Source organism: Muribaculum intestinale (genome assembly GCF_002201515.1).
Lineage (GTDB): Bacteria > Bacteroidota > Bacteroidia > Bacteroidales > Muribaculaceae > Muribaculum > Muribaculum intestinale.
Window position 1 is genome coordinate 3,251,996 of sequence record NZ_CP021421.1, and the last position, 14,098, is coordinate 3,266,093.

Annotated in this window: 12 protein-coding genes and 1 pseudogene; 9 read left to right on the plus strand and 4 right to left on the minus strand. The window is 50.3% G+C overall.

Annotated features, from left to right (window positions below):
- Nucleotides 1-40: 40 nt before the first annotated feature.
- Nucleotides 41-526: a CYTH domain-containing protein gene (locus ADH68_RS13490; RefSeq protein WP_068960368.1), complete on the minus strand. Its 486-nt coding sequence runs from the start codon at nucleotides 524-526 to the stop codon at nucleotides 41-43.
- Nucleotides 527-658: 132 nt separating this feature from the next.
- Here ADH68_RS13490 and ADH68_RS13495 point away from each other — a divergent pair, with 132 nt between their 5' ends.
- From ADH68_RS13495 to ADH68_RS14170, 8 genes and pseudogenes are all read left to right on the plus strand, one after another.
- On the plus strand, nucleotides 659-2,632 hold the full coding sequence (locus ADH68_RS13495; protein ID WP_084273966.1) for a DNA topoisomerase IV subunit B: 1,974 nt from the start codon (nucleotides 659-661) through the stop codon (nucleotides 2,630-2,632).
- Nucleotides 2,613-3,107 carry a pantetheine-phosphate adenylyltransferase gene (gene coaD / locus ADH68_RS13500; RefSeq protein ID WP_068960367.1) on the plus strand — a complete coding sequence of 165 codons (495 nt, stop codon included), beginning with the start codon at nucleotides 2,613-2,615 and terminating at the stop codon, nucleotides 3,105-3,107. Before ADH68_RS13495 ends, coaD begins: the two co-directional genes overlap by 20 nt.
- Before the next feature lie 141 nt (nucleotides 3,108-3,248).
- Complete coding sequence (locus tag ADH68_RS13505; RefSeq protein ID WP_232321476.1) at nucleotides 3,249-4,823, plus strand: S41 family peptidase; 1,575 nt, start codon at nucleotides 3,249-3,251, stop codon at nucleotides 4,821-4,823.
- Nucleotides 4,824-4,836: 13 nt separating this feature from the next.
- Entirely contained in the window at nucleotides 4,837-6,090 is a 1,254-nt protein-coding gene (gene hflX / locus ADH68_RS13510) for a GTPase HflX (protein WP_068960365.1), read from the plus strand.
- A gap of 63 nt (nucleotides 6,091-6,153) precedes the next feature.
- Nucleotides 6,154-8,148, plus strand: coding sequence for a DUF4954 family protein (locus tag ADH68_RS13515; protein WP_068960364.1), 1,995 nt, complete (start codon nucleotides 6,154-6,156; stop codon nucleotides 8,146-8,148).
- A gap of 29 nt (nucleotides 8,149-8,177) precedes the next feature.
- On the plus strand, nucleotides 8,178-9,272 hold the full coding sequence (locus tag ADH68_RS13520) for a TlpA disulfide reductase family protein (RefSeq protein ID WP_068960363.1): 1,095 nt from the start codon (nucleotides 8,178-8,180) through the stop codon (nucleotides 9,270-9,272).
- A gap of 83 nt (nucleotides 9,273-9,355) precedes the next feature.
- Nucleotides 9,356-9,688, plus strand: a pseudogene (locus tag ADH68_RS14325) (glycosyltransferase); the annotation flags it as partial.
- A gap of 225 nt (nucleotides 9,689-9,913) precedes the next feature.
- On the plus strand, nucleotides 9,914-10,120 hold the full coding sequence (locus tag ADH68_RS14170; protein WP_232321474.1) for a hypothetical protein: 207 nt from the start codon (nucleotides 9,914-9,916) through the stop codon (nucleotides 10,118-10,120).
- Here ADH68_RS14170 and ADH68_RS13530 read toward each other — a convergent pair.
- Nucleotides 10,117-11,262 carry a glycosyltransferase family protein gene (locus ADH68_RS13530; RefSeq protein ID WP_068960361.1) on the minus strand — a complete coding sequence of 382 codons (1,146 nt, stop codon included), beginning with the start codon at nucleotides 11,260-11,262 and terminating at the stop codon, nucleotides 10,117-10,119. The two genes, ADH68_RS14170 and ADH68_RS13530, sit on opposite strands and share 4 nt — an antisense overlap.
- Nucleotides 11,263-11,301: 39 nt before the next feature.
- On the opposite strand from ADH68_RS13530, the gene ADH68_RS13535 reads away from it, so the two are divergent.
- Nucleotides 11,302-12,225 (plus strand): glycosyltransferase family A protein, encoded by a 924-nt coding sequence (locus ADH68_RS13535; RefSeq protein ID WP_068960360.1) that lies wholly within the window; start codon nucleotides 11,302-11,304, stop codon nucleotides 12,223-12,225.
- 14 nt (nucleotides 12,226-12,239) lie between these two features.
- Here ADH68_RS13535 and ADH68_RS13540 read toward each other — a convergent pair whose 3' ends face one another.
- Together ADH68_RS13540 and leuB are read right to left on the minus strand one after the other, a co-directional pair.
- Nucleotides 12,240-12,905, minus strand: coding sequence for a hypothetical protein (locus ADH68_RS13540; RefSeq protein ID WP_133165678.1), 666 nt, complete (start codon nucleotides 12,903-12,905; stop codon nucleotides 12,240-12,242).
- Nucleotides 12,906-13,040: 135 nt separating this feature from the next.
- A complete protein-coding gene (gene leuB / locus ADH68_RS13545; protein WP_068960358.1) occupies nucleotides 13,041-14,084 on the minus strand; it encodes a 3-isopropylmalate dehydrogenase in 1,044 nt (347 codons plus the stop codon).
- Between the last annotated feature and the right edge of the window lie 14 nt (nucleotides 14,085-14,098).

Here is a 14,098-nt window from a genome sequence, read left to right on the forward strand (position 1 = left end):
AAAGTTCCCGTGCCGGGGCGCAGTGTGTAGTGGCAGCACTTCAGACAAGACGCCCGTCGACAACACGCAGATTGTCGGCAGAGGCCATCACCGAATTATAGTACCGGGTATTGCCTGTGACCTCCTTCCCTACAAAGTCGGGGATAGCCACCTCCTCGTTTTCATCCGACAACTCTACCTCAGCCACTACAAGCCCCTCATAGTGACCATGGAATTCGTCGACTTCCCACATATGCCCTTCGTGGGGCACACGGTAGCGCTCCTTGTCGATAACAGCTCCCGCCGCACAGCGCTCAAGCATGCGCATGGCATCGTCGACAGGAATCTCATACTCCCATTCGTCGCGCACAGAGCCGATATTTGCACCCTTGACAGTAAGGTAAGCATTGTCGCCACACAACCGGACCCTTATCGTGGCCCTTATCTCAGTCGAGAGATACCCCTGCATAATACGAGTACTGCCGACTGCCATGTGCCGGTAATCGTGGTTCTTTACCAAAAATTTGCGCTCTATTTCTACAGCCATAATCGATGCTTTTATTAGCAAATATAGTCCATTTTTAGATATGCGAGGCTACATTGTTGTATTTTTTTATTAAATTTGTGAATTGATTAGGCAGGTATGATTCTCTTACCGCATTTTTAACTATCAGACAGAATGGCATCCACCAACTCAGAACAAGAATACACTCCACAACTTCCCGACGAGGCTCCCGAAGCCAACGAACCGCAACTGCCATCAAACTACACCGGCGACGACATCAAGACACTCGACTGGCGCGAGCATATACGCCTGCGTCCCGGCATGTATATCGGAAGCCTGGGCGACGGCTCGCAGAGCGACGATGGCGTGTACGTGCTGCTGAAGGAAGTGCTCGACAACGCCATCGACGAGTATATGATGGGGTTCGGAAAGCATATCGAAGTGACTGTTACCGACACGACCATCACTGTAAGGGACTTCGGACGCGGCATACCGCTGGACAAAATCGTAGATGTCAGCTCAAAGATGAATACCGGAGCGAAATATGACTCAAAGGCGTTTAAAAAGTCGGTGGGTCTGAATGGAGTCGGCATCAAGGCGGTAAATGCGCTCTCGACGGATTTTTACATACAGAGCTGGCGCGACGGCATGACCCATGCCGTCGACTACAAGCGTGCGGAAATCATAAGCGACAGCCGGGTGGAGGCCTCCGACCAGCCCAACGGCACACTTGTGCGCTTCACTCCCGACGCCACCATATTCCGCGATTACCGCTATCACGAGGAGTATATCGTGCGTCTGATTAAAAACTATACTTTCCTCAACACCGGACTGTCTATATTTCTCAACGGCAAACGCTACTATTCGCGCAACGGTCTGCTCGACCTGCTGAAAGAAAATATGACGCAGGACCCGCTTTATCCGATAATACACCTGCGCAGCGACGATATCGAATGTGTTCTCACCCACACAAAGCAGTTTGGCGAAGAATATTATTCATTTGTCAACGGCCAGCACACCACGCAGGGCGGCTCCCACCTCACAGCTTTCCGCGAGGCACTGTCCAGAACTATCAAGGAACATTTCGGCAAAAACTTCGAGTATTCCGACATAAGGGGAGGCATCGTGGCCGCCATATCGGTAAAGATTGAAGAGCCGGTGTTTGACTCGCAGGCAAAAATCAAGCTCACGTCGCGCGACATGGGCCCCAACGGACCGAGCGTAGCAAAATTCATCGGTGATTTTGTAAAAAAGGAACTCGACAATTATCTGCATATCAATCTTGACACTGCCGACATACTCCTTAAGAAGATACAGCAGAACGAAAAGGAACGCAAGGCAATGGCCGGTGTCACAAAGGCTGTGCGCGAGAAAGCAAAGAAAATAGCCCTGCACAACAAGAAGCTGCTCGACTGCCGTGTGCATCTCAGCGATACCAAGGGGGATGAAGAGCGCAAAAACGCCTCGTCGATATTCATAACCGAGGGTGACTCAGCCGCCGGCTCAATCACCAAGATACGCGATGTCGACACCCAGGCTGTATTCTCACTGCGAGGCAAGCCTCTCAACACCTACGGCATGCCTCTTGTCGACGTGTATAAGAACGACGAATTCGCCCTGCTGCGTGCGGCCCTCAACATAGAGGACAGCATCGACGACCTGCGCTACAACAACGTGATTATAGCCACCGACGCCGATGTCGACGGAATGCACATACGCCTGCTTCTGCTCACATACTTCCTCCAGTTTTTCCCCGAGCTGATAAAGAAAGGGCATGTATACGTGTTGCAGACCCCGCTTTTCAGAGTAAGAAACAAGAATGTAAACCGCCGGCGTGGCGCAGCCAAAGGGAAAAAAAGTTCAGTCGCCGACGAAACATATTACTGTTACAGCGAGGAGGAGCGTGTAGCTGCGATAGCCAGGCTCGGCAACAATGCCGAGATAACCCGATTCAAAGGTCTCGGAGAGATTTCTCCCGAAGAGTTCCGCGGATTTATCGGGCCCGAAATGCGGCTCGACCTCGTGACACTGCGCAAGGAAGATGCCGTAGGCGAACTGCTTGAGTTCTATATGGGCAAAAACACTTCCGAGCGACAAAATTTCATCATTGACAACCTTGTAGTAGAAGATGACTCCCAAATATCATGAGCGCATAGCTCTATATCCGGGCACATTCGACCCATTCACAATAGGCCACCTGTCGATAATCAACAGAGGCCTTGAATTATTCGACCGAATAATAGTGGCCGTAGGTATCAACGACTCAAAACGATGCTACCGCCCGACATCCGAACGTGTGGAACACATAAAAGGCGTGATGGCCGATGAGCCTCGTGTAGAGGTGACAAGCTACGACGGACTTACCGTTGACGTAGCTGCCCGCCACGGAGCCCAATTCATACTTCGCGGGGTGCGTACGGTAGCCGACTATGAGTATGAGCGCAACCTCGCTTATGCCAACCGCCGCATCTCGGGAATCGAGACAGTACTGTTGTATACCCTACCCGAACTGCAGTATGTAAGCTCGACCATGGTACGCGACCTCGACCGCTGCGGCTACGACATAAGCCAGTTTGTACCAAAAGCTCCCGACTGCGAACACTCCGATACAGATATACATTAATATATAAGTATACGGTTCGTGAGCATCATTGAGAGAATGTCCACAGACATAATCCCCAATCCTTCACGAACCGCCATACATTAACTTACTATCGTAATTTTCCTGATGAGACACTTTTTGTTAAGCATATTCTCTGCGGCAATGCTGGCAACAACATTCATACCCTCGGCCGCACAGATGACACCTCTGCCGGCCAACCGAAAACTCCAGATTGCGGAAGATCTCATATCGCACTATTATGTGGAGCCTGTCGACAGAGACACAATCGTAGACGAGGCCATACGGGCAATGCTCAAGACCCTCGACCCTCATTCTATATATTCCACCCCCGAAGAGACCAAGGAACTCAACGAACCGCTCAACGGCAACTTCTCCGGAGTTGGCATCTCGTTCAATATGGCATCGGACACGCTGTATGTGATATCGACCATATCCGGAGGGCCTTCGGAACGTGTAGGCATACTGCCGGGCGACAGGATAATCGAGGTCGACGACACGATTATCGCCGGTGTAAAAATGAAGAATTCCGACGTCATGCGCCGCCTGCGCGGGCCCAAGGGCTCTCGCGTCGACGTCAAGGTAATGCGTCAGAATGTGCCCGGGCTTATTGATTTTTCCATCACCCGCGCCGATATACCCATATACAGTGTCGACGCAAGCTATATGGCCGACCCCACAACAGGCTATATACGTATATCGCGCTTTGCCGAACAGACTCCCAAGGAATTTTCGGAAGCTCTTGAAAAGTTGAAAAAAGAGGGGATGAAAAATCTCATCATTGACCTTCAGGGAAATGGCGGAGGATATCTGAACGCCGCCCAGGAAATTGCAGCGCATTTCCTCGACAAAGGCGATATGATAGTATACACCGAAGGGCCAAAGACACCCAACCATACATACCGCGCGCCTCGCGACGGTGACTTCCACGACGGACGTGTGGTAGTGCTTGTCGACCAATATTCGGCCTCGGCCAGCGAGATTCTGTCAGGAGCCATCCAGGACCATGACCGTGGTGTAATCACCGGGCGACGTACTTTCGGAAAAGGATTGGTACAGCGGCCGTTTCCGTTTCCTGACGGATCAATGATACGTCTCACTGTTGCAAAATATTACACCCCGTCGGGGCGCTGCATACAGAAGCCCTATGTAAAGGGCGACATCGACGACTATGCACTCGACATCAAAAAGCGCTTTGACTCGGGCGAACTGATGCATCCCGACAGTCTGCGCAAGGTGATGCCCGACAGTCTGCGTTTTACCACACTTAAGAAACAACGCACGGTGTATGGCGGAGGAGGCATAATGCCCGATGTAGCCGTGCCACTCGACACGGCATGGTTCACTCCATACTACCGCGACCTGATGGCCAAAGGCATGATTGTAAAATATACAATCGGATATATCGACAGCCACCGCGCCTCGCTGCTTCGCGACTATCCTACGGTCGATGACTTTGCCAACCGGTTCGACGTAACCCCCGGAATGCTCGATTCTCTCACAAAGAGTGCCGAGGACGAAGGTGTGAAAATGAACCGGGAAGAATATGAAAAGAGCCGCGAATATATATCGATGGTAGTAAAAGCGATGCTTGCACGCGACCTCTACGACGCAGGCTCGTACTACCGCATTGCCAACATGCACAACCCGACATTTACCGAAGGGCTGCGACTTATCAACTCGCCCGAAGAGTACCGACGTCTGCTCGGAGGCGAATGAACCATTTACGATTATGAAAGAAGATATAATCTCCAATCCGGTATCGGAGCGCACCGTGCTCGTAGGACTTATCACTCCTCAGCAGCCGGAAGCCAAAGCCAACGAATATCTCGACGAACTCGCGTTCCTCGCCGATACAGCCGGTGCTGTCACCGAGAAACGTTTTCTCCAGAGAGTCGACTATCCCAACCCACGTACATTCGTAGGGAAAGGCAAACTTGAAGAAATACAGCAGTATGTCGAGGAAAACGGCATAGGACTCGTAATATTCGACGATGACCTTACGACCAAGCAGGTGGCCAATCTTGAACGCGAACTGAAGGTTAAGATTCTCGACCGTACAAGCCTTATTCTCGACATATTTGCAAAGCGCGCGCAGACAGCCAATGCGAAGACCCAGGTCGAACTGGCCCAGTACCAGTATCTGCTCCCGCGCCTTACCAGAATGTGGACCCACCTGGAGCGTCAGCGTGGCGGTATAGGCATGCGCGGTCCCGGCGAGACGCAGATTGAAACCGACCGCCGTATCATCCTCGACAAAATATCGCGCCTCAAGGCCGAACTCGTCAGAATCGACTCGCAGAAGTCAATACAGCGTAAAAATCGCGGCAAACTTACCCGAGTGGCCCTCGTAGGATATACCAACGTAGGCAAGTCCACCCTCATGAATCTGCTGAGCAAAAGCGATGTGTTCGCCGAGAACAAACTGTTCGCCACACTTGACACCACCGTGCGCAAGGTGATTATCGACAATCTGCCGTTTCTGCTTACCGACACGGTAGGATTCATACGCAAGCTCCCTACCCATCTGGTCAACTCATTCAAGTCGACACTCGACGAGGTGCGCGACGCCGACATACTTGTACATGTGGTGGATATAAGCCACCCGCAGTTTGAGGAACAGATAGAGGTTGTCAACCGCACGTTGGCCGATATCTGCGGTAAAGACAACGACAAGAAGATGATTGTCGTATTCAACAAAGTCGATGCATTCTCATATACACCCAAAGATGAGGATGACCTGACACCGCGCACAAAAGCCAATGTGTCGCTCGACGAACTTAAGGCTTCGTGGATGGCCAAACTATCAGACAACTGCGTGTTTATCTCGGCCAAAGAACAGACCAATATCGACGAACTGCGAAAGAAACTTTACGAAATGGCACGCGAGGTACACATGCAGCGGTTCCCGTACAACGACTTTTTATACCAGACCTATGAGGATCTGGAATCAGACGATACCGCCCCGACATCTGACAAGGAATAATCTGCTTTATCACAATACAGAGCGTAATATAAACAAATCACACAGTATTCTATCCAGACAGCAATGGCTAATTTTCGAGAACTTACTATTGATGAAATCACACAGTTGCGGCAAAACGGATGCCACAGCAACGAATGGGTACGCGTGAAGGTGGCTGACCCTTTTCAGCCATGCCACTACCACGACTGCGTATTCATAGGCGACATACGCCTTGGCATAACCGAAGGCTCATTGCGCGGGCTTGGCGGCCTCGACTTCCCGACCGGCATATACAGCGCTACGCTGCGCGACTGCGAGATAGGTGACAATGTGCGCATAAGCCACATACGTGAATGCATCGTAAACTACCGCATAGGCTCAAACACATGCATCTCTAACGTGGGCTCCATTATATGCAACGGACGCACGGCTTTCGGCAACGGCGTGAAAGTAAACGTTATGGAGGAGACCGGAAGCAGGGTAAACCTCATATACGACAAGCTATCGGCACAGATATCTTTCCTACAGACTATCTACGCCGAAAACACACAGCTCATCGAAGCTCTCCACAACATGATACGACGATATGCGGAAGAGCATTCGTCGGATACCGGAGAAATAGGCTCATATGTCACTATCACCGACACAACAAGAATACAGAACGTGCGCATTCTTGACCGTGCCACGATAAGCGGAGCATCGGCTCTTATCAACGGCACCGTAGGATTCCGGGCCACGGTAGGCTGCAATGTAATCGCTGAGAATTTCATAATCTCGTCGGAGGCGGTGGTAGAAAATTCAGTGCTGGTGCATAATGCTTTTGTAGGCCAGGCGAGCCAGATACGCAATGGCTTCACGGCCCACGATTCGGTATTCTTCGCCAACTGCCATATGGAATGCGGCGAGTCGTGCAGTATATTCGCCGGCCCACATTGCGTATCACACCACAAATCGACCCTGCTCATTGCCGGATACTACGCCTTCTTCAATGCCGGCTCCAACTCCAACCAGAGCAACCATTTATACCGTACGGGGCCTATACACAACGGCATACTCGAACATGGCTGCAAGACGGGCAGTAACAGCTACATAATATGGCCGGCTCATTTCGGCGACTTCACACTCGTGTTGGGCAAACACAGCCGCCATCCAGACACCTCTGCCCTCCCCTTCTCCTATGCAATCGGCCAGCCTAACGGCGAGAGCCTGATATATCCCGGCGCCAACGTAAAGACAGCCGGTACCATACGCGACATCCTGAAATGGCGTATCCGCGACAAGCGAAGTCACGACATTCCCAAGCTCGATTATGTCAACACTGTATCGCTAAGCCCACTTACAGCGATTGTATTATATAGGGCGCTGAGTGTGCTCGAACAGATTGAAGCAGACGAAAACTACGACTATCCGCGCCGTCATAACTTCAGACTCAAACGCGAGTACATACGCAAGGGACGTGAATACTATGCTCTCGCCATCGATTATTTCATGGGCGAGACAATAGTGAAGAAATTGCTCCACACACCACTTAATCCTGACAAGACTCTTTGGGAACAGCTACAGGAAGAGCCGGTAAATGTAGCGGGCGACTGGGCCGATATTGTATCGCTAATCGTTCCGGAAAGTAAAATCAAGGATATATTCAGCTCAATCATCGACGGCACAATAACGTCGGTAGAGCAACTGTCAGAACGACTCAACTACGAGGGCTCGCAATACGACCATTATGCGTGGACATTCGTATGCCACAATTTCAATAAATGCTACTCGGTAAATATCGAGGACATCACTCCCGAGATATTAGTGTCGGTGATTGACCGATGGACCGAATCAGTGCGTTCGCTCGACCAGATGAGACGCGATGACGCCATGCGCGATTTCACCCAGCAGATTGGATACGACACCGATTTCGACAGTCCTGGAGAATGGCTCGATGACAGCATGATCAACAAAGAATTCAACCCGGAGAGCAATCCTCAGATAATGTCGATGCACAATCATTATGTGCAGGCTCTTCTTGACGCCCACCAGGTGACTACCGAACTTAAGCGCACATTCAACATCAACGACAACAAATAAGACCAAACAACCATTTCTACAATATAGATATGAAGCATATATCAACCGCTACAGGCTGCGCACTGTTGTTTATCGCGGCAGCATGCAGCAACAACCAATGGCATGTAAAAGGCACTCTCGAAGGTGGTGCAGGCAAAGAGATACTTGTTCAGGCATCGGACAACGGACGCTGGTATACACTCGATACTATAACAACCGGGAAAAATGGCAAATTCGAATATTCCCATACTGCCATGGGACGTCCCGACGTGTACCGACTGAATCTTGACGGACGAAATATATATTTCCCGATAGACAGCATCGAGACTGTGACAGTAGCTACGACCGACAGCCTGTTTGACGCTTCCTACACCATCGAAGGAAGCGCCGCCGCCGAAGCCATGATGGAAGCCGACAGAAAACTAATGGATGCGGTAAGAGCCAAGGGAGCCGAATCGGCACTGACCGACTCAGAACTCAAGAGAGAACTCGCCCAGACAATCCTGGCGGATCCGTCGGGTATTGTAGCATATTATATAATCTCAAAACAAATCAACGGCAGATATCTTTTCAATCCCGCCGACAGAATGGACAACCGGGTAATCGGTGCCGTGGCAAATGCATATAGCGAGAAACGGCCCGACGACCCACGCACATCATATCTCAAGCAACTGTATTTGGCCAACCGTGTGGCCATGAATCCCGACTTAACCATGCCGACAGACACAATCCAGGCCACTGAACTCGCGTATTTCGATATCAGCCTCACTAATGAGAAGGGCGACACCATCTCGCTGTCAGATGCTGTAAACCGCAATAAAGCAGTGATACTGAGCTTTACCGCCTATACCGCCGAAGGCTCCACCGCTTATAATGCTCTTCTGGCCGAGGCATACCGCCGCTATCACAACCAGGGTCTTGAGATATATCAGGTGGCATTTGACGACGATGAATTCCAATGGAAGAAATCGGCAAAAAACCTTCCATGGATTACCGTCTACCATCCCTCGACACAGGGTGCCCAGACTCTCATGAACTACAATGTGCAGGGGCTTCCGACCACATTCGTCCTCGCCAACGGACAGATTACCGACCGCGTAACAGATCCCTCCGCTATCTCCACTACCGTAGGACGCCATTTCTAACAACCGATTGTCAGCAATAAGCGATGACACTTGACATACTCATTGCTACATATGGCAATCAAGGCATAATCCGAGTAAGCCAAATGACCTTACCCCCGATACCGGGGGTAAGGTACATTGTTTCATGGCAAATACCAAGGGGCGAAGTTCCCGGGCAAATCCCCGACTCTCTGAAAAGGAAAGACATTGATATATATTCCCACTTTTCAACGGGTGTATCCCGAAACAGGAATTTCGCATTATCAAAAGCAACGGCTGACTATTGCCTGATTTCAGATGATGACCTGATATACACAGAAGAAAGCATCAGGCATTTATTTGATATCTTCAAGGATAATCCATCGGTCGATATCTTTGCTTTTAAAGCGGAATGCCAAATGGAACGCAATATGCCATCGTATTCATTTGACCTACGACACCCTCCGCGCTTCTATTGGCCGTTGGAATTCGAAATTGCATTTAATCTTGAAAGTATCCGACGCCATAAAGTCAGATTCAACGAACTATTCGGGCGGAATGCTCCAATATTGCAATCCGGAGAAATCGCCGTATTTCTCCATCAGGCTTTTAAACGGAATATGACCGGACGATATTTCCCGTTGAGTCTGTGTAGCCACCCTAATCCTACAACAATGGAGCATATGGCACTCAATGAAGGTGTCATCATGGCTCACGGCGCATCAATAGCCTTGATTCATCCTGTCACATGGTTTCCCCGCATTATTGTCAACGCATACCGGCGGAGCCGACATCTTGACACATCGTTTCCCCAGATGTTAAAGTTGATGCTGAAAGGATGCATATACCGTTACAGACATATATCATCCGACGGCTCGGAACGGCGTTAACAAATATTGGGGAACGGAGGCTTAGACAATCCCTTAGCCCAAAAGTCAAGGAAGCGACGCGACACCACATCGAGATGATTGTGCGTGGCGACGAAATCGCGTGATGCACGCGACTGTGCAGGAATACGTTCAGGGTGCAGCACTATATCCTCGAAAGTGCGGAACAATGCCTCGTCGTCAGGAACAGCATTTATTATGGGACGATTGTCATGTTCGTCTATAAAATCGTAAAATTCAGGTTCTGCACCGGTTACCGCTACTATGCCCTGCGCCATAGCGAGCATGGCGTTTGTAGCGGGTGTGTAGCTGTACAGCTGGTCGAGAATTACGTGTGACGAGCGCATCATTCCGACATAATCCTTATATGGCACACTTTCCACGTAGGTAAGTTCACATTTGTCGGGATAACGCTCCACGACTTTTTTTACAGCCGCGAGCATACGGTCGGTGCCCTTTTCAACCATTCGGTCGCGATGTACACCAAGGAATATCCTTACCTTTCCCGGTATCGAATCTATCTCGGGACGCAGTGACAATGAATCGACATCAATAGGAATGCCGGCATATGCGACTTTCTCTGCCGGGAAATGGCGCAACATCTCCTCATTGTATTCCCACAGAGCGGAAACGGCACCGTCAAAACGAGAGAATACATAATCATTATAATGCCTCATCTCGGGAGTGTTCCACGACGTCATCAGGTCGGGACTACTGACTGCGAGAGGTCCCGGGCCGGAGCCGATACGCCACTCGTTGTAACGCATACCCCCTCTGTCAAGACAATAGTCTATCCAGTACGGCTCCGCGCCATATGCCGAATTCAATACCAGACGGTTGTTTCTGCGGATGAAATCGAAAATCCATTTCAGACGCTGCGGGCGCTGTGTGACAAAAAAAGGAGTCCCTATCTGCACTACATCATATCCGGAAAGACGTCCCGACATCATAAGCCACTTAATCCTGGCAGCCAATATGGCCCCACCGACCTTTCCCGGTATGTGCCGGTCAAGATCGATATCGCGGTGTGTGCCCATCCACGTGCTCCCGTTGGATGCGACAACTACATCATGTCCAAGATTTTCAAGTCCTTTGGCCAGACAATTGTGGTAATTGCTTGCGTCGCCCAATAACAGTATTCTCATATAATAAAGAACAGCTGTTTTTCGTTTTTATTGTAAGTTATGGAATCTTTGCTTACTGTAGTCATACCTGTATTCAACCGTGAAGATATTGTCGGAGCGACATTGGAATCGCTTGAACGACAAGGATTGAAATGTCCGGTTGTACTGGTCGACAACAACAGTACCGACGGCACATCAAAAGTATTGGAGCACTGGGCCCGAAAACAAGACAAAGCCGGTTGGTGCATAACGGTCGTAAAGGAAACAACCGCCGGCGCAGCTGCCGCACGCAACCGCGGATTGCAGGAAGCAAACACTCCGTGGGTGATGTTTTTCGATTCTGACGACCTGATGCTCGACGGACATCTCAAGCGTGTACACGAGGCAATCGTAAGATATCCTGACAATGATATCATCGGCTGGGATGTTGCAGTACGATGCCTCGACGGAAGCAGTACCATACGCGATTTCGCAGACAAGGATATAATGTTCCGCAATATATTCAACGCCATTTTCTCAACACAGCGCTATGCCGTACGCACCGATTTCTTCCGTAAAGCCGGGGCCTGGAATGCAAAAGTATTGGGCTGGGACGATTATGAAACAGGCATGCGTCTTGCCGCTGAGAATCCCCGGGTTTTAAAGATTCACGGACAACCGACAGTGCTTGTTGTAGAACAGAGAAAATCCATCACCGGCACCGACTATTCATCCGGAGCACAAAAATGGGAATATGCGCTCGACTGCTGCGAGGAGACATTGCAAAAATATAATCTCCGGAAGGAACTACGGTGGCTTGAACTACGCCGCATGATTCTCGCATCGCTTTATGCCCGCGAAAAAAGTCCCGAGGCCGACAGGCTTTACAACGAGGTAATGAAGAGAGCGCACAGCCATTGGCGCAGACTGTTGTTGAAAACAGCATATGCCTATACCCGCCGCGGTGGCAGAGGCATACACATATTGCTACGGCCATTTATATGACACGGGCCATCGCATCACCACTCGTAGGCTATTGTAAAGCCAAGGGCATTGAGACTCATGCCACGACCTCCCCATGTATAATTGTTTGCCGAAGTAATAAGCTGGTATGTGATGCCGAGGTCGACTGCCTGCTTTGAATTAGATGAATTGACGGGAATGCGCAATCCGACCGACGGACGCAGATAGAACTGACCGTCGTTGGACAGATATCCGTTGCCGAACTCCAGATAATTGTTGCCGAGCAGAAATGTAGCGCCAAGCCTCAGATCAATAAAAGCCGACAACTCGTTTGACGCGCCACCGAATGTAAAACGGAAATCGGTAAACAACGGCAACATGGCACCGGTCTTATTGGCGCCGTGCTCCCAGTATCCCGGCACATCGGCTCTTGAGAGTGAACCATCGTAATTTGAAAAAGCGACATCGACACCCAGGCCGACGCCCATATAGAACCATGATGTGTACTGGAATCCCTGAGATGTGGACACACTCAGTATGTTGGCCCTGTTATGGCCGAGTCCTGCCATTGCTGTCGCATCAACAAACCCCTTATATTGCCACGAGCCGGAAAGAGCCGGACGCAAAAGCTGGGGCAACTGGTTGGCCAGCTCATAGTATTGAGCAGATGCTCCAAATGCGGCAGAAAGTGCAAATATTGCCAATGGCAAACGCTTTTTCATAATGACCATACTACAAATTAAAAAATATATGGAAGTCATCTCTGTATATCAGCAACAACTTCCATATTATAACACTTTTAATGCGCAAATAGTTACATCCGCATCATCTTGTCTCTGCAACCGTCGGGCGGCACATCAGATATGCTCGGCAATCCATTGCCCTACCTCATACGTGCGGTATCCCGGCTTCGAAAGGTCGGGAGTCGTAAATCCGGCTTCAAGCGAAGCCTGCACGGCATCACGTATAGCCTTGCCTTCATCCGGAAGATTAAAGTATTCAAAGAGCATGGCCACCGACAGAATCTGAGCAATCGGGTTGGCGATATTACGGCCTTTTGCCTCGGGCCACGAACCATGGATAGGCTCAAACACCGGAGTCGACTCTCCGGTCGATGCCGACGGGAGCAATCCCATTGAGCCGGATATCACAGAACCCTCGTCGGTAAGGATATCGCCGAACGTATTTTCAGTAACCATCACATCGAAAAAGCAAGGGTCCTGAATCATACGCATGGCCGCATTGTCGACATACATGAAATCAGTGGTGACATCGGGATACTCTGCCGCTATCTCTTTTGCAACCTTGCGCCACAGGCGGGAGGAAGCCAATACGTTAGCCTTGTCAACCACAGTAAGATGACGACGGCGGCGGCGTGCATACTCATAGCCGACACGCAATATCCTCCCTACCTCACTGCGTGTATAAAAATTGGTATCCCAGGCCTCATTGTCACCTTCATGCTTTTTGCCGAAATACATGCCGCCGGTAAGCTCTCGGATACACACAAAATCGGCGCCACGAATTATATCGGCACGCAACGGTGATTTATCGAGCAGCATCGGGAAAGTCGTCACAGGCCTGATATTGGCAAACAGACCGAGTTTCTTGCGCATTGCGAGCAATCCCTGCTCGGGCCGCACTTTCGCGTCAGGGTCATTGTCGTATTTAGGATCGCCTACGGCAGAGAACAGTACAGCATCGCTGTCGCGACACAGTTCATATGTCTGATGGGGGAACGGATCCCCGACCTTATCGATGGCATCAGCACCGACGATACCGTAGGAGAATTCGACAGTATGTCCGAAACGCTCACACACTTTTTTCATGACGAGCACACCCTGTGCGGAGATTTCAGGGCCTATGCCGTCGCCCGGCAATACCGCTATTTTAAAATTCATCAGTATAAGTTATA

Excerpts from the sequence above, each read along its gene's own strand:
- ADH68_RS13490 (WP_068960368.1), bottom strand. The coding sequence starts at position 526 with ATGGCTGTAGAAATAGAGCGCAAATTTTTGGTAAAGAACCACGATTAC.
- ADH68_RS13495 (WP_084273966.1), top strand. The coding sequence starts at position 659 with ATGGCATCCACCAACTCAGAACAAGAATACACTCCACAACTTCCCGAC.
- coaD (WP_068960367.1), top strand. The coding sequence starts at position 2,613 with ATGACTCCCAAATATCATGAGCGCATAGCTCTATATCCGGGCACATTC.
- ADH68_RS13505 (WP_232321476.1), top strand. The coding sequence starts at position 3,249 with ATGCTGGCAACAACATTCATACCCTCGGCCGCACAGATGACACCTCTG.
- hflX (WP_068960365.1), top strand. The coding sequence starts at position 4,837 with ATGAAAGAAGATATAATCTCCAATCCGGTATCGGAGCGCACCGTGCTC.
- ADH68_RS13515 (WP_068960364.1), top strand. The coding sequence starts at position 6,154 with ATGGCTAATTTTCGAGAACTTACTATTGATGAAATCACACAGTTGCGG.
- ADH68_RS13520 (WP_068960363.1), top strand. The coding sequence starts at position 8,178 with ATGAAGCATATATCAACCGCTACAGGCTGCGCACTGTTGTTTATCGCG.
- ADH68_RS14170 (WP_232321474.1), top strand. The coding sequence starts at position 9,914 with ATGGCACTCAATGAAGGTGTCATCATGGCTCACGGCGCATCAATAGCC.
- ADH68_RS13530 (WP_068960361.1), bottom strand. The coding sequence starts at position 11,262 with ATGAGAATACTGTTATTGGGCGACGCAAGCAATTACCACAATTGTCTG.
- ADH68_RS13535 (WP_068960360.1), top strand. The coding sequence starts at position 11,302 with ATGGAATCTTTGCTTACTGTAGTCATACCTGTATTCAACCGTGAAGAT.
- ADH68_RS13540 (WP_133165678.1), bottom strand. The coding sequence starts at position 12,905 with ATGAAAAAGCGTTTGCCATTGGCAATATTTGCACTTTCTGCCGCATTT.
- leuB (WP_068960358.1), bottom strand. The coding sequence starts at position 14,084 with ATGAATTTTAAAATAGCGGTATTGCCGGGCGACGGCATAGGCCCTGAA.